Genomic DNA, 17,008 nt, shown 5'->3' on the forward strand with positions numbered 1-17,008 from the left:
ATGCCGCCATCTCCTATCAAAGTTTGCATCACACTGGGAACCCGTCCGGAAGCTATTAAGCTAGCACCTGTTATCCAACAGTTTCAGGATTCGCTAACTTTTCAAACTCACGTAATATTGACGGGTCAACATCGAGAGATGGTCGAGCAAGTCATGCAGCTATTTGGGCTGAATGCCGACCAAAATTTAGAAATTATGCAACATCAACAAACTCTGACAGATATTACTTGTCGTAGTTTGCGAGGATTGGAAACTGTATTTAAACAGTTACAGCCTCATTTGGTAGTAGTTCAAGGAGATACAACCACAGCCTTTGCAGCAGCTTTAGCAGCGTTTTATCAAAAAATTCCGGTCGGTCATGTAGAAGCAGGATTACGCACCGACGAGCTTTTTAATCCTTACCCAGAAGAAGCCAATCGGCGATTAATTTCTCAGCTAACTCAGCTGCATTTTGCCCCCACAACCCTAGCGGTAGAAAATCTGCAACGTTCTGGCGTCACTGGCGAAGTTCACCACACTGGGAATACAGTCATCGATGCTTTATTAACCGTGGCGAAAAGTCAGCCGGATTGCCCGATTCCCGGTTTGGACTGGAGTGGATATCGCACGCTACTGGCAACAGTCCACCGACGCGAGAACTGGGGAGAACCCCTGCGGGGAATTGCGGAGGGATTTCTCCAAATATTAGATAAATTTTCGGATACTGCATTACTGTTGCCGCTCCATCGCAACCCGACTGTGAGAGAACCGCTACAAGAACTTCTCGGTAATCATCCCAGAATCTTCTTAACAGAACCGTTAGATTACGCCGAACTGGTGGGGGCGATTCAACGCTGTTATTTGGTCTTGACTGATTCTGGAGGATTGCAGGAGGAAGCACCGAGTTTGGGGAAGCCGGTACTGGTATTGAGGGAAACCACCGAACGACCAGAGGCGGTAGCCGCGGGAACTGCAAAATTAGTAGGAACAGAACCCAATCAAATTCTAGCGGCGGCAACAGAACTCCTCAGCGATCGCAGTGCTTATCAAGCAATGGCAACGGCAATTAATCCCTTTGGCGATGGTCGTTCTGCTGAGAGAATATTGCAAGTTGTTGAGAAACATTTCCAAAGCTGTTAACAAGTCGCGAATTCTTAAGGAAACAGAGCATCGCCCGTGGTGGGGTCAAAGACAAATAACTGGTTGAGGTCGAGCTGTACAGAAATGCGATCGCCGGAATGACCCCGCCAATCTGAAGCTGCCTGGATATTGATCGGTACCCCAGACGCCGGTAAATTCGCCCGAATCAGTGTCTCCCGTCCCAGCGGTTCTACAACCTTCACCTCAACCATCAGCAGTGAGTGCTGTAGAGGCAAGACCCCGTCCCGACCAAAGGCTTCGGGTTCTTGTTCGTTTTTAATCTTTAATTTTTCATTTTTAGTTGTTATATGCTCTGGGCGAATCCCTAACTCTATGCCCTGTCCCTGTCTGAGTTGCAACTTGTCCTGAAGCGCTGGAGGACAAGATAAAGCCTGATCCCCCACCTGAAAAACTTCACCCGTATAAGTCGCGTGGAGAATATTCATCGGTGGATTGCCTAAGAATGTGGCAACCATCAAATTTGCCGGTCGCGCATAAATTGTTTGCGGGTCGCCAATTTGTTGAATCCGACCGCGATTGAGTACCACAATTCGATCCGCTAGGGTCATCGCCTCTACCTGATCGTGAGTGACGTAGATCGTGGTAATTCCCACTTGTTGGTGCAATTGCTTGAGTTCTGCCCTGGTATCGTCTCGCAGCTGGGCATCCAGGTTAGAGAGGGGTTCATCTAGTAAGAATACTTGGGGTTGACGAGCGATCGCTCTCCCTAATGCCACCCGTTGCTGTTGTCCCCCCGATAGCTGCTTGGGTTTGCGGTCGAGGAGATGGACGATATCGAGCGATCGCGCGACCGTCTCTACTCGTTCCTGCATCGTTTTCGCGTCAGTTCCACGCATCCGTAGACCAAAAGCTAAATTTTTAGCAACGGTCATGTGCGGGTAGAGGGCGTAATTTTGGAACACCATCGCCACATCTCTTGCCCTAGCAGGAATCTCATTCATCAGGACATTCCCAATGTAGAGATTGCCGCTACTTTGCGTGTCCAAACCCGCAATTGTCCGCAAAATCGTGGATTTGCCACAACCGGAAGGTCCCACCATCACCCAGAACTGCCCATCCGGCACCTCGAAGGAAATATCCTCAATCGCAGTAGCATTATTAAATTTTCGGGTAATTCCTTCTAAGCGAACGTTTGCCATTGTTGTTAGAGATGAGTCAATTAGTCATTAGTTTATAGTTCAAAGCCCTAGTTTCTACTGCCCACGTTCCTCTAGCAATCTTCGTTCGCGTGGGGTACACCAAAACTCTTACTCATTAAGCATTTCAGCTTGTTATTTAGCAATTCTCATTTATTTATAAACTTCTTTCATTTTTCTTCCTTGGCGCTCTCTCCGCCAACGCGGTTCATCATAGAATGACCCAAAACCACTAATTATCACAAAGTAGGCGATCGCTTTCTCGGACTTTGGGATTGTTTTCTAAATAGTCCTGCACCCAACTACAACTGCGTGCCAGGAGATTATCGAGATCCAGATTCCACAACATCACGGTTTTGTCCTTACTGGCAGAAGCTAGAATCTTGCCATCTGGACTGAAACTCACACTGGTAACGCGATCGCTATGACCTGGGAGCGTTTTAATTAACGTGTCATCCAGTCGCCACAATTGCACCGTGTTTTCCCAGGTCGTCGTGGCTAGAATTTGACCATCCGGGCTAAAACTAACGTGAGCAACGCTATCCGTATGCCCTTTCAAAGTTCGATATAAAGAACCATCGCGCCGCCAAAGTTTAACCGTATTGTCATAACTCGCGGATGCGATTAGCTGACTATCCGGGCTAAAAGCGACATCCAAAACCCAACCACTATGTCCCGGTAAGGTTTGCAGATATTTTCCCTCGGCAGTCCAGAGTTTGACCGTATGATCGTCGCTAGCAGTCGCCAGTAATTCCCCGTCGGGGCTAAAAGCCACTGCATTAACGCGATCGCGATGCCCGGTTAAAGTTTTAATCAAATTGCCCGAAGTATCCCAAAGTTTTACCGTCTTATCACGAGAAGCCGAAGCAATCATTTTGGCATTGGGACTAAACGCCACATCTAAAACCCAATCGCTGTGCTTATTTGGCTCATTCAGGGGGTTGAGAAGCGTACCCGAGCGATTCCAGAGTTTCAGCGTCTTGTCACGAGAAGCAGAAGCAATCAACTGAGAGTCGGGGCTAAAACTCACGCTATTTACCCGATCTTTATGTCCATTCAACGTAGCGATCAAAGAACCGCTTCTGTCCCACAACTTCACTGAATTATCTTGACTGGCAGAGGCAGCCATCTGACCATCGGGACTGAAACTCACATCATATATCTGATCCGTATGTCCTCTTAAAACAGTGCGCGACATATCATTAAGTCGCCAGAATTTGACAGTTTTATCGTAACTACTAGAAGCAATCGTCTGACCATCGGAGCTAAAACTAACACTTGTCACCCCATCACTATGTCCCCGCAGGATTTTCAGCAGCTTCCCGTTGCGATGCCAGAGTCTCATTGTATTGTCATTACTGGCAGAGGCAATCATCTGGCTATTCGGACTAAAACTCGCTCCAAACACCCAGTCACTGTGTCCCTGAAGAACCCGGATCGTTTGTCCAGTTTGGTAGTTCCAAAGCCTGACTGTTTTGTCATCGCTTGCTGAAGCTAACAACTGCTTATCGGGACTGAAATTGAGGTTGGTTACTTTGCCAGTATGTCCCTTGAGGATTTTGTAGGGTTGCTCGACCGTCATGGAAGCCATGTTCCAGATTGTCACTGTTTTGTCGTCACTCGCCGATGCTAAAAATCGACCATCCGGGCTAAAAGTGGCGCTGGTAACTTTTCCGTTGTGTTTCAATGTTTTCAGCAACTTGCCGGTGCGATAGTTCCAAAGCTTTACCGTTTTGTCATCGCTTGCCGAAACTAATATTTGACCGTTTGGGCTAAAGCTGACGTGATTAACCAAACTACCGTGTGCTTTGTCAATCGTTCTTAGTAAAGTACCGTCTGTTTGCCAAAGTTTTATTGTCTTGTCAGAACCAGTCGAAGCTAAGAGGCGACCGTTAGGGCTAAAACTGACGCTGGTGACGCTCTCACGATGACCTGACAAGGTTTTCAGGATCTTGCCATCGCGCCGCCAAAGTTTTACCGTTTTATCGACGCTGGCAGAGGCAATTGTCTGACCATCGGGGCTAAAGCTGACGCTCCAAACGACATCACGATGTCCTTCCAAGCGATTGCGTTCTTGTACTCCGTAGATTGCCTGCTGCATCGCCGTAACGACGCGCATTTGGGTATCGGGTTCTACCCCAACTGCACTTTCGAGGCTTTTCCCTGCCCTCAAGGCTTCAATTAAGGCATCAAATTCTTTGTAGGAGACAAAGAGCGTTTCGGAAGAAGCACTTAGGGCGGTGAGTTGAGCATTGGTTTGCGCGATCGCTGCCAGCTTTCTTTGAGCTTCGGCTCGCAGCGCAAATCCCCCGGCAGAAACTGCCAGGATTGTCATCATAATGCCGACGCCGATCGTTCGCAATTGTTGTTTCCGTGCCTGATACAGCTTTTCCTCACTTTGTGCTAATTGGGCTTTCAAGTTCAGATCGGATTTTTGACGAATCCGATCGACTAGATAATCATGAACCAATTGGTAACGGGCTTCTGACCCTTCCCAAATTACGAAAACCAAACCAGATCCTACAAGAATTTCTAAAATTAAGTCTAGTAGAGGCATTTCCCCGCCCACTGCTCTTTCCGCCTCAAGCTGCAATACGGTTGCCAGCTCTTGCTTCGTCTTCAGGGGTCGCGTTCCTTTCTCGTTCGTCAATAAAAATAAAACGTTCCAAGCCAAAGCTTCATTTTCGATACCACAATCAGCAATGACTTTTTTCAGAAATCGCTCAACCAGTTCGGCTTTCGGATTCGCTCCCAATTGCTGATACTGTTGCATCGTGGTGATTTTGTCTTCTTCTTCCTGCAATTGGGCACCCACTAATTGCAATTCAATGGGGCGCACCTCTCCCAGTTCTTCAGCCAAATCTTCCACTAACCGATTAATTAACTGTGGCTCTAAATAAAAAAATGGAGAGCGTTCGGTTAAGCTTTTAACAATCTGCCGCGCATCCGGCTTAGAAAAATTCCCCAAATAGTAGCGAATATCTTGGTTTAAAATGTCGTTATTTATGACATCTAAATACTGGAGTCGTTCGCACTCTAGTAAATAATGCAGATAGTCTTCTCGCAGAGACAAAATAACTTTTACAAAGGGAATGTTGAGGCAGTCGCGCAAAAATTCATAAAACTGCCGCCGCATCGCTGGATTAGTACAGACGAAAAAGAATTCTTCAAACTGGTCAAAAATCAGAACGGTTAACAGATTGCGATCGCTATTGTGTCGCAACTGTTCTAGGAGGTTGGCAGCAAGTAGTGTCGGCGGAACCGCAGACATTGGCATTTCTTCAGCGCGATCGCTTTCTTCTAAGATTTCCTGTAAAGATAAAGTTTCTCCGCCCGTTCTCACTTCGCTGCTATCTTCTGACTCCTGTCCGGACGCGATCGGGACGGGAAGGTGTTGGGCGTCTTCCTCCTCTAAAGGGAGTTCTGATTCCTGGTTTCTGACTCTGAGTTCCTTCGATAATTGTCTTGCCAGCGTCCCTACCCAATCTTTATAAACTTCGATAACGACAGGTAAAACATCACGTGCGCCGATGCTTTTGAGCTGGAGTGCTGGAACTAAACCAGCAGTGATAATTGAGCTTTTACCAACTCCAGAAGGACCGTGAATCACAATCAATTTGTAGTCATTGCGGCCAATCCGGTCAATGAGGCGAGTGACATCCTGCTGCCGACCAGAAGCAGCAATTTCCTGGGGAATCGACCCTCCCAAGCGCATATCTCCTCCAGATGTGACGCCTGGGTTCAGAGCCTGCCGGTAAGGCTGTAGGCGTCCGGCACCTGTAAAAGAACGGAACCCGTATTGATGCTCCAGGGAACGCTGCTCTTGCTTCAGTTGAAAGGCTTGCAGATAATCACCCTGCTGAAAGTAGAGCGATCGCAGTGCCTTGAGAATCCGCAAACATAAATGGGGATCGTACTGATGGTTACACTTGTTGAGCGCCTGTTCCAAGTTTTGAATCGCGGCGGCAGCTTGCCGCTGTCCCAAATGTTTCTGAGACTGTGCCAGCAGCAACAAATATAAACTTTCATACTGAGATTGCGGGATTGAGGCAGAAGTTGTCTGGAACGTTTCTTCCGCCAGCGTTGAAAGTGCCAGAGTCGCTTGCTGATACGCTTCTATCCAATTGGACTGGTTAAGCGCCACCTCCGCCAGAAAGCCAAAATCTTGAGCCTGCTGGAGGTTTGCATCATAAGTTTGATGCAGGATCAAAGCTTTTTCTGCCAGCTCCTGCAAATCCGCCCACGCTTCCAAACGCCGCAGCACTTCACAAAGGAATGAAATAAACTTAGCAACCAGTTCTGGACGTTGAGCTTCCTCAAAAACTTCAATGCACTGCTGAAAATAATCTCTCGCTTGCTTCCAGTGCTGGCGGCTCATTTCCGGTCGCAAGTTAGCCAAACGGGTATAGCATTGCCCCAAATGAAACAGCAGCAAACCCACTTTTAGGACTGAGTGCTGAGGACTAACGACACACAAAGAATCGGAAATCGTGGTGCTTGCCTCTTGACCCTCATTTCTGATGTTTTCCCCAGTCCGTACTTCGTGGCGCTTTGCTAACAGTTCTGAGTCTTCAGTCCTGAAATAAGCCAGACTTCGTTGATAATGGGCGATGCTTGACTGGATTTGATCGGTGGCGTAGTCATTGCGCCCCCGCACAAATTCGAGACTTGCCTGTAGTTGAGGCTCCAATTGTTGCCCGCGACGCCGCAAATCTGTTAAGGCCGACTCCAGTTCTAGGCGATGCTGGGAACCAACAACTAAATCGAGAGCGGAATGGTGCAACAACTCAAAATTGCTAGAATCTAGCTCTCTGGCAAATAGAGAGTCCGCTTTCTGCCGCAATAATTCGATTAACTCATCCCCTGACATCACAAACCGGATCGAAGAAGCTGCCCAGCTTTTGAAATCTGGCGCAAACCGAATCAGCTTTTGTAGCACCGCGTCGGAGAGCCACAACACGAGGGGGAAAGGAAACTGAGCGCGAAATTCATCGCGTACTTGATTGGTTGAGGTCAGCAGCTGATCGAGAGCGATTACCGACTCCAGCCCTAAGATCATCGCGGCGGACAATATTTCTGTTTGTCGAGACGTATTCCCTGGCTCTTCCAGCGCTTCCAAGATGGGGTTGTAAAGCGTCTTGACCGAATCTGCTAATATCACCTCGCGCACGGGAAACGGATTTTGTTCCCGTACCTGCTGCACCATCCGCTGTTGCAACAAGCTATAGTTGCAGCGCACCAAAATTAGCGAGAATTGCCCCTGAGAAAGGGCGATCGCTCTCAAGAGCGTCTTTAATGAGCGTTGGTTGTATGCATCTGCCTCTTCTGGTCGGCTCAGATCGGTCATTGCTTCTACGTTTGGCCTGCGCGTTCGATAGACAATATTCCTCTGCCAATGCTTTAGCAGTAGCGGTATTTTAAAAACGAATAGGCACAAATACTATTTTTAATCAGATGAACCGGCTTCGGAGCTGCTTAGGTTTTGCATTTGCAATTGACTGATAATTCGCCAGAATTATCGTCAGGCAGCTTTGTTATACGTGAGTTTTATGATTCCCAGAAATCGTTGATTAAAATGAGTTCCTCCACTCATTTCTGCCAAGATGTCTCTTTTCCTAGGGGCTTAAGCCAAGAGTCTTATAAAGAATCCAGATAGGGAACCATCTGGAACTGCGTACCCAGCAGGAATTTTCGGTATTGCTCCCAGCATTGGCATCCAGGAATGGTTTGCGAACCAACCAGGTTCGCAACTCCCCCTTTAGCAGAGGTTCTTGACGGCTGTTTCGGCAACTCACATCTTATTATGTAGTTATCAGAGAATAAACGATTTTTCTGATAAAAGAAAATAGTATCTGTCCTGAGCAAGAACTGAACTCTAACCGCTCCTGATATAGTCGAGTTCCTCTAATCCGAGGTAGGCATCAGCTCATCCGGAAACTTTTGCGAATGTTTAGGACAAAGTTGTACTCAAGGGGATTCCTTGCCTACTCCGGGAAGGGAACCTCTAATCTCACGCTTCTATAGCTATGCCAGTCTTTGGCTACACAGGGCAAGTAGGAAGCCAGGGAATAAGAGCGATTGGGTAGATTTCCTGGAAAGTCGTTTGGAGTACCTTACTAAAAAAAGCTCCGAGCCAGACTCAGTAGACTGGAGACTCGGAGAAAATAAGCGCGAATAGAAGAGAAGAACAGATGATAAAAAGCGCGATCGCCGAGCGAGGAAAATTGATGCTTCTCTCTACTTCCCGCATCAGCAAGCTGAAAAATTCCCTTACCTCGATTAAAGCTTAGCTTCCAGAGACTTGAGAAACTCTGTGTTAACACCCGACTCGCGGGTAAGGGCAATTTTGCCGGTGCGAGCAATTTCACGCAAACCAAATTTATTCAGCACTTGAACAATCGCCACCAATTTGCCTGGATCTCCCACCACTTCTAAAGTGAGCGCATCCTCCGCAATGTCTACTACCCTAGCGCGGAAAACCTGAGCCAGTTCAATCACTTCCGAGCGATTGGAGCTGGTAGCATTCACCTTCAGCAACATCAGCTCTCGTTCTACACACGGAGTATCCGTTATATCCTGGACTTTTAGTACATTCACCAGCTTGTAGAGCTGCTTGGTGAGTTGCTCGATCACCCGGTCATCTCCCGGCACGACCATCGTAATCCGGGAGATTCCGAGCTGTTCAGCTGGTCCAACAGCAAGGCTTTCAATATTAAATCCCCGACGGGCAAACAAACCGGCAATCCGAGTCAGGACTCCAGCTTCATCTTCAACCAAAACTGAAAGGGTATGTTTCATTTTATACAAAACAGGCGGAGGCGCGATGTTGCTTTCAACACGCTAAGCAATATTTTGCTTCCCTACAAGAAGCTACGTGGGTTGTAAGCAGTACGTTAGCAAAGACTTACTACCTACACGGTATGCGAAGGCAATGTTAACAGAAATTACGTTAACGAAGCTACATCTTAATGTTACTGTATAGCACCCCTTGGCTACAAAAAACGGCTATCTCTGTATATTTAGGGATTTTTAGCCCCCGGAAAACCTTAAATCTTTTCATTGATAGATGTCTTGATTTAGCAATTTCATAATAATGGTGTAGTTCAGCTTAATTTGGAGCAAAAATACCTATGGGTTGGTTAAAAAGACTTTTTGGCATGGAAAAGCCGCAAAATGCACAAACTAATGCGGTACCAGCACCGACAGCTCAAGCTCCTGCCTCAACCGGCACTGCAAGTAGCAGCGAGACGATTCCGCCAGAGCGAGTGGGATTAACTGGAGAATATGACCAAAGCGGACTTGCCAAGCGGGTTGCTCTAGCTTTCGATCAAGATCCGGATCTGGATGACATTAATACGCTCTATGTAGCCCAAACCGGCGGCACAGTTGTGCTAAAAGGACAAGTTCCCAGCCAGCAAATTCTCAATCAGATGGTCTCGGTCGCCCGGAGTGTGGAGGGTGCCACGGGTGTCCAAACCGATCAAGTCACCATTGGCTAGAAGTTAGAGGCCTAGAAATTCGAGGCTAGAAGAAAAAATCGATAGGGTGGGAAGTGCCCACCCTACTTGGCGAAAAGCTAATCACTCACTGCTAACTGTTTTTGGGGTGTAGCAGAGCTATCTACCTGGTCTTCAGGCATCGTTTCAAGCCAGTTGAGGATAATCTGGTTAACTTCATCTGGACATTCGTCATGGGGACAGTGACCTGCATCCAGCTCAACCAACTGAAGCTTAGGGTTGATATCCCTAAATCGAGCCAGTACGCTAAAAGGAATCATTTTATCTTGCCGACCCCAAATCAAGAGCATGGGCGTGTTCAAGGTTGGCAGTAAGGTTTTGACACTGGGGCTAAATTTAGCACTGGTCATCGCTTTAAGGATGGCACCGAATGCTGCTGCCGAACCCCGATCTTGAGCGGGACCTGCCAGAATATCTACCAGTTCGTCGGTGACAGCATTTGGGTTAGCGTAAGCGATCGCAGCCCACTTGCGGACGAAGGACGGACGCCTGACTAGATAAAAAACATTCTGGAGAATCACGGGTGAAGCCACAACACCTTTGACCCCTGCCACAACGGGTCGCAACCAAGCGGGAATTGCCTCTTCCTCCACGGAGGGATCGGGCAAACTCATCATCACAAAACCTTTCACCATCTCTGGATGCGCGGCTGCCACTGCCAGACACACCAGCGATCCTATCGAATTTCCAACTAATACCACTGGCTGCTGAATAAAAGTCCGCCAGAAATCATAAACTTGCTCTACCCAAAGATCGACTTTGTAGTCTGCCTGCGCCTTCCGGGATGCCCCAAATCCCAGCATATCTAGCGCATAAACCGTATGAGACTGACCAAGTACCGCTAGATTGTGTCGCCAGTGTCCAATGGAAGTCCCAAATCCATGCAGCAGCAACAAGGGGGTCGTCTTTTGTGTCGGTTGAGACGTCCGGATGTACGTATAGCGAGTCTGCCAACCCCGCCAAACCCAGTCTCTTTGACTGCCAATTCGATGCTGCCAATGCTGGGTCACGATCGCTTTTGCCTCAAATTAATAAGTTTTATAAACTTTATCTTTGTCTGTTGACTTCTATTTTAGTGGTTTGCTGCTAGAGCGTGTCTCATCACGGTTTCTGAGAAGTTAAGTTAACAAACCTAGACAAAACCGATACTGTATGGCTGCACAGAAAAAGTCCCTACCCCGAACACCAGACTTGCATCGTCTGCGTAAATTGCCAATCAGCAGTCGTTGAGGGGGAGATGGGAGCGATCGCTTTTTGGAAGTTACGTGAACAACTATAGACAGAAACTCTCCCATACTCAGTAGAATGGCAGATACAAGGAAAGAAAAACTTGGTTTCTTTGGGAATGAAATTGAGAACGCCAGGAAGCAGCCTGTAGCCCTAGTGCGATCGCTCAAACATTCAATAACCCACTGCTATCAAAATTAACCTTATCAACTAACCGAGCAAACATAACCCTAATGCCTGTGATTGAGAAAAGACGCACTCGCGATCTACCCCAAATTAACGAACGTATTCGTTTTCCCCAAATTCGTGTCATTGACACCGATGGCACGCAGCTGGGAATTATGACGCCAAACGAGGCTATCCGCATCGCTGAAGAAAAAGAGCTGGATCTTGTCCTGCTCAGCGATAAGGCAGAACCCCCCGTTTGCCGGATTATGAACTATGGCAAGTATAAATTTGAACAGGAGAAAAAAGCGCGGGAAGCTCGGAAAAATCAGCATACCGCTGATGTCAAGGAAGTGAAGATGCGCTACAAGATTGAAGAGCATGACTATCAGGTGCGAGTTAATCAAGCCGAGCGCTTTCTGAAGTCGGGAGATAAGGTCAAAGCCACGATTACGTTCCGAGGTCGCGAAATTCAACACAGCGATTTAGCCGAGGACTTGCTCAAGCGGATGGCGACGGATTTACAGGAACTAGCGGAAGTGCAGCAAGCTCCTAAAAAAGAAGGTCGCAACATGATGATGCTGCTGTCTCCGAAAAAATAGCTCAGTAGTCGGCGGTCAGTAGTCAGTGGTCAGTGGTGTGGGGAAGACCAGGCGTCGCCCGAACAGTGGTCAGTGGCAAAAAAGAAACAACTGACCACTGACTACTGACAACGGACAAAATACCAATGAAACTGAACAATCGCGCTTGGTCTTGGTCCGATTGGGGTCGGGGATTACTCCAGTGGGTCAATCTTCGTCCAGAAGAAGGAGAGCGAACACTATTCATGTTCGCTTTCTATACCACAACTTCCATCGGCATCATCTGGGCAGAAGCTAGTACTGTAGCCCTCTTTCTGAAAGAGTATGGCGCAGAGCAATTGCCCCTGTTCTATATCCTCTCAGCGGGTATCGGTTCGAGCCTGGGCTTTGTCTACTCTTGGATGCAAAAGATTTTGCCTTTGCGCTGGGTAGTTGTCCTAGTAGCCTCCCTTGCAGTCATCCCCCTTGTCCTATTCCGCCTGGGATTAGATATTGTCTATTTGGCTGGCGTCACAGTCTTTCTGATGCGGCTGTGGGTGGAAGCGATTAACGTCCTCAATGACCTCAACACTTCCATTACTGCTAATCAACTTTTCAATATCCGGGAAATTAAGCGCACCTACCCCCTCATTAGTAGTGGCATCCTCGTTGCAGATGTTGTCAGTGGTTTTTCCCTCCCCCTAATCCTCGCCACCGTTGGACTGAATAACGTTTCCCTGGTTGCTGTCGTGATGATGGGGTTGGGAGCTTGTAGCCTTTTTTATCTCACCCAGCAGTACAAGCAAGCCTTTCCGGATTCTCCCGTCAGAGCCAACTTAAATCAAGAAAGCGACTTCACATCCAGGCGTCTGAGAGGCCCCTTACAGCGCTACGTCATCCCCTTATTTGGCTTCTTCATCGTCGGGCAGATTCTGTTTTTGTTAATTGATTTTCAGTATCTGAGTCAATTAGAGCTGAACTTTGACAGCAAGGAAATTGCCAGTTTCCTCGGTTTGTTTAGCGGCATCGTGGGTTTATGCGAACTAGCAACCCAGTGGTTTATCTCCAGTCGAGCCATCGAACGGCTGGGAGTATTTGTTGCCGCTATGTTGTTGCCTGTGGCAATTATTATTCTTAGCTTGGTTGCTCTCACCGGGGTTACAGGCTTTTTTCTAGGTCTGATCTTCCTCAAATTTATAGATGAACTGCTACGCTATACCCTCATGGCTGCCCTTGGGCCGGTTCTATTCCAACCGCTCCCCGATAACATTCGCAGCTCAATCATGGCTCAGGTGCGGGGCATCGCCGAATCCCTCTCAACAGGATTTACTGGAGCGGGGATTTTAGGCATCATCAGCTTGTTAGCCTTTACCTTTCACAACCTGTCGGAGAACTCGCTGCGATCGCTCCAAAGTTGGGTGTTTGTCGCCGTTATTATTATTTTTGCCCTCCTCTGGCTGTTAATTGTTTTCCTGCTTCGGTCGAGCTATGTCGGCTTGCTGGTTCAGAGCGCTCAAGGAGAACGGCTAAGCGTTTCAGATGTCGATCTGCGAGTCCTCAAGCGTGCTGTTGTCGAAACACTGGAGAAACCAGGTACGGAAGCAGATAAACGCTCTTGCATCGAACTCCTGTGCCAAATCGACTTGGAGGATGTGGGCGAAATCCTTGCTCCGCTGCTCACTCATCTCACTCCAGCCTTGCAGCGCCAGAGCCTAGAAGCAATGCTGCTGACGCCGAATCCCACTTATTTAGACCAAGTTCAGGGGCTGATTGCTCAAAAACTCAATCCAGAAGTTCTTGCTGTCGCTCTACGCTATATCTGGCTAACTCAGGAAACCCCTGATATTAGCCAGTTACAGCCCTACCTCCGCCCAAACGTAGACCCGGTGGTGCGGGGAACCGCCGCCGCTTTAATATTGCGCCGGGGCACCCCGACGGAGAAAGCCGAAGCGACCAATACCTTGCGCCGGATGCTGACTCATCAACGGGAACGGGAACGAGTCATGGGTTGTCGAGCGCTGGGAGAGGCAGATTATTTGCAGGCACTGCGACTTTATATTCCTAGTTTGTTACAAGATGAGTCTTTGCGCGTGCGCTGCGCCTTGCTAGAGGTAATTTCCTCAACCCGTTTACACGAATACTATCCGGCTCTGGTGCGAGGGCTTTACTACAAATCTACCCGCGAAGCGGCTCTCGGTGCGATTGTGCGTTTAGGAGATGAAGCGATTCCGATGCTGGTCGAGTTAGCACAAGATATCCACAAACCAGATTTGGTAAGGCTACAGGCTTGGAGTGCGATGGGTCAAATTGGCACGCCGGAAGCCCTCAATCAGTTGGTGGCTCATCTAAAAACCGGCTGGGGGACTACGCGACGCAACATCCTGCGGATTCTGCTCAAAATGTCCCACGAAACCGGAATCGAGGGGGTTCTCGACCGCTTAGGTCGCAGCGGCGTTGAAATGTTGATTGAGCAGGAAATGCTGTTTGTCGGACACTTGTATGCGGCTTTAGTAGATTTGTCGGCGGATGAGCCAATTGAGTCTTTTTTCGCCTCAACACGAGAAGCGAACCAGTCAGCGCTTTCATTGCTACAACGGGCACTTCTGGAAGAGCAGTCGGATGTGATTGAGCGGTGTTTTTTGCTGATGAAGTTTCTTTATCCGGCTAGCTCGATTCAAGCAGCAGCGTTTAATCTCCAATCTGATTCGCCATCGAATATCGCGCTGGGGTTGGAAATTTTGGATAATACTCTAGATATCGCTAAGAAGCGATCGCTCGTGGGAATTCTCGACCGGCGACCGGAGAAAGAAAAACTGCAAAACTTAGCAGAGATGTTTCCTTATCAACCGATGATTCAGAGCGATCGCCTGCGTCGGTTGCTGGATTTACGTCATTTTCTGTCAGACTGGCCTTTAGCATGTTGTTTTCATGCAGCACGTCAGGCGAAATGGAGTTTGACGCCGGAACAGACGCTGGTGTGTCTGCGCCATCCCACCGGCTTTGTGCGGGAAGCGGTTTTGGCTTATTTGAGAGCCGCTGCACCCCGCGCTTTGCAGGAAATGTTGCCCGTCCTGAAAAATGACCGCGATCGCCTTGTCGCCGCCCAAGTTCAGCAGATGATGGCAGAACTGGGACAATAGAGGGACTAGAGACTCTGGACTCTGGATGATTACCCTAATGACGATGGGCTGTTCTCAAGTCTAAAGTCTAAAGTCCAAGGTCTAAAAGTCTAAAGTCTAAAAGTCTAAAGTCCAAAGTCTAGAGTCTAGATTCCGATGTTAACCAGCGTTGAGCGCCTATTATTTGTCAGAGGCGTCCCGATTTTCCAGGAACTGCGGGATGATTTTCTGGTGCGGCTGGCTTCTGTGATGGATGAGCTATCCTTTCCAGCGCATCATACGATTTTTACCGAAGGACAAGAGGGGCGATCGCTCTATATTGTCGTTTCTGGTAGGGTACGGGTTCATTTTGGCGGGCGGGATTTGGCGCACTTAGAGCAGGGAGCCACCTTTGGGGAGATGTCGTTGTTTGATGCTGAGCCGCGTTCGGCTTCGATTACGACTTTGGAATCTTGCGAGTGTCTGATGCTGACGCAGTTGCAACTGTATGATGCGATTGATGAGACGCCAGGAATTGCGGTGAACATCATTCGTTTGCTGTCCCGTCGCATCCGCGAACTGAACAACAAGATCAACGTTTATAAGGCGGAAAGTCAGGAAGCAGATTTAAGTAAGGCGGGGAATTTGGGAGGATGAACTGCGAAGCAAGGAGAAAAAGCCAGGAAGAGACGCGATCGCATCCATTAGCCAAATTCTTTAATAGCTTAGTTAATTATCTGTACTGGCTTCCAACTATCCAACGATTTCCGAATTAAAGTTAATTCATCCATATATTCATTCAGTTGAGCTTTCCGTTCCTTTAAACTTGTCACAATTCGAGGAGGAATTACTTCCTTTTTTTGGGGTTCGGTTGCCAAATGCTCCAGGTCATTCCCTAATGCTTGAATTGGCTCATCAGTTAGCGTCTCTGTATTTTGGGAAGCTGCCTTTTCTTGAATATTTTCAGTTTCTAATTTCTCGCTTACAAGACGGGTATTCAGGGAATCTTCTATTGCTTTAGCAGCTTTATTGAGTTCTGCCAAAACTCCACTCAGGAGATTCCAACCTGAATTTTCAATAATTGTTTGAAGCACTATTTCTTGAATAACAGGAATTCCGCTATCTTTTAGAACTTTTGGCGCAACTTCTATAGGCTGGGGAACTCTAAATTCACCTTCCTCAGTTTCTTCTATATAATTTCCTAAAAATACTTGGACGAACTCTTTTGTATGATTGCTAGTTGCTGTGCTGTTTTGAATCAGTTTTGCTAAAAGTCCTTTTCTAGAATTTGCCGAATAGATAATCGGACTTGGAAAACCTAAGCCGATTAACGTTTGTTTGCAGATTTCAATAACTTCAGAAACGTCTATATGTGTGTTTTTCGGCTCAACCTCATTAATAATAAAGAAAACCTTACCTTGATTGACTGCTAAAATTTGGCGATAGTTCTCTATTATTTTTTTTAAAAAACCGGATACAGAATCATTTTTAAAATTATTCTCATTTAAAATAAATAAGATTACATCGGTATTTTCTAAGGTTTCTAAGATTATCTGTTCTTGCTCTATTGTCGGGGTGGATTTTATAGATGCTTGCTCATTTTCAACAGACAGATCGCTTAGAGTAAAGCCAGCTAGAGATGAAAGCGTGCTAATTGCTTCAATCGGATGTTCTATTTCAAAGCGGATAGTCCGAGCGGGATTATGTTGATTCCGAATAGATTGAGTATGCTCTAGGAATTTTTGGGCAATTTCGACCGCATCACCAGAAGCGATCGCAACAGGTTGCCAATGTCCTTCTCGATACTCCAGAAATCTATGCACTTGTCCAGAATCAATATGTCGGATATCAGTACGGCAGGCAGTAATCGCTTCAGCTTCACTCGGCAAAATATCTGCGCCTATTAAGGCATTCAAGAAAGTGTTTTTGCCTGCATTCGGAGGAGCAATAACCGCAACTTGATACTTCTGCTCTTTTAAAGCATATAGCGCTTTAGTAATGTCATTTTCGATGCGTTGTAACACCTTGGTATCGTCTCTCTCCCCTTCGCGTGTTGCGCGAATTTCTTGAAGAGACTGTAAGAGTAGCCTACCTGTGATGTAGATGCTGTCGTGTGCTGCTTGAAACTGTTCAGAAGACATAGCAATCGTCCGCCGAAAGGGGCT

10 protein-coding genes are annotated in these 17,008 nt (G+C 47.4%); 5 read left to right on the plus strand and 5 right to left on the minus strand.

Features of this window, described 5'->3' with window-relative positions:
* Positions 1-1,119, plus strand: coding sequence for a UDP-N-acetylglucosamine 2-epimerase (non-hydrolyzing) (gene wecB / locus NDI33_RS07525; protein ID WP_190677252.1), 1,119 nt, complete (start codon positions 1-3; stop codon positions 1,117-1,119).
* A gap of 14 nt (positions 1,120-1,133) precedes the next feature.
* Here the strand turns inward: wecB and NDI33_RS07530 are convergent, their stop codons facing one another.
* The 3 genes from NDI33_RS07530 to ilvN all read right to left on the minus strand — a co-directional run bounded on the left by NDI33_RS07530 (position 1,134) and on the right by ilvN (position 9,074).
* Entirely contained in the window at positions 1,134-2,279 is a 1,146-nt protein-coding gene (locus NDI33_RS07530; RefSeq protein ID WP_190677254.1) for an ABC transporter ATP-binding protein, read from the minus strand.
* Between the two features lie 229 nt (positions 2,280-2,508).
* Positions 2,509-7,623, minus strand: a complete 5,115-nt coding sequence (locus NDI33_RS07535) for a hypothetical protein (RefSeq protein WP_190526126.1) — start codon at positions 7,621-7,623, stop codon at positions 2,509-2,511.
* A 932-nt stretch (positions 7,624-8,555) separates the two neighbouring features.
* Positions 8,556-9,074: an acetolactate synthase small subunit gene (gene ilvN, locus NDI33_RS07540; protein ID WP_190410342.1), complete on the minus strand. Its 519-nt coding sequence runs from the start codon at positions 9,072-9,074 to the stop codon at positions 8,556-8,558.
* A gap of 332 nt (positions 9,075-9,406) precedes the next feature.
* On the opposite strand from ilvN, the gene NDI33_RS07545 reads away from it, so the two are divergent.
* Entirely contained in the window at positions 9,407-9,775 is a 369-nt protein-coding gene (locus tag NDI33_RS07545) for a BON domain-containing protein (RefSeq protein ID WP_190410343.1), read from the plus strand.
* Positions 9,776-9,852: 77 nt separating this feature from the next.
* Here the strand turns inward: NDI33_RS07545 and NDI33_RS07550 are convergent, their stop codons facing one another.
* Entirely contained in the window at positions 9,853-10,803 is a 951-nt protein-coding gene (locus NDI33_RS07550; protein ID WP_190677255.1) for an alpha/beta fold hydrolase, read from the minus strand.
* 450 nt (positions 10,804-11,253) lie between these two features.
* Between NDI33_RS07550 and infC the strand changes: the two genes are divergently transcribed.
* The 3 genes from infC (at position 11,254) to NDI33_RS07565 (ending at position 15,500) form a co-directional block, all read left to right on the plus strand.
* The gene (gene infC / locus NDI33_RS07555) at positions 11,254-11,787 is read left to right on the plus strand and encodes a translation initiation factor IF-3 (RefSeq protein WP_190429293.1); all 534 of its coding nucleotides are present in this window, start codon (positions 11,254-11,256) and stop codon (positions 11,785-11,787) included.
* A 125-nt stretch (positions 11,788-11,912) separates the two neighbouring features.
* Positions 11,913-14,885 carry a HEAT repeat domain-containing protein gene (locus NDI33_RS07560; RefSeq protein WP_190437768.1) on the plus strand — a complete coding sequence of 991 codons (2,973 nt, stop codon included), beginning with the start codon at positions 11,913-11,915 and terminating at the stop codon, positions 14,883-14,885.
* A gap of 135 nt (positions 14,886-15,020) precedes the next feature.
* Positions 15,021-15,500 (plus strand): Crp/Fnr family transcriptional regulator, encoded by a 480-nt coding sequence (locus NDI33_RS07565; RefSeq protein ID WP_190429295.1) that lies wholly within the window; start codon positions 15,021-15,023, stop codon positions 15,498-15,500.
* Positions 15,501-15,568: 68 nt separating this feature from the next.
* Here the strand turns inward: NDI33_RS07565 and NDI33_RS07570 are convergent, their stop codons facing one another.
* Positions 15,569-16,867: a dynamin family protein gene (locus NDI33_RS07570; protein WP_190677257.1), complete on the minus strand. Its 1,299-nt coding sequence runs from the start codon at positions 16,865-16,867 to the stop codon at positions 15,569-15,571.
* Between the last annotated feature and the right edge of the window lie 141 nt (positions 16,868-17,008).

Origin of the sequence: Trichocoleus sp. DQ-A1 (assembly GCF_039961955.1) — a bacterium.
Lineage (GTDB): Bacteria > Cyanobacteriota > Cyanobacteriia > Cyanobacteriales > FACHB-T130 > FACHB-T130.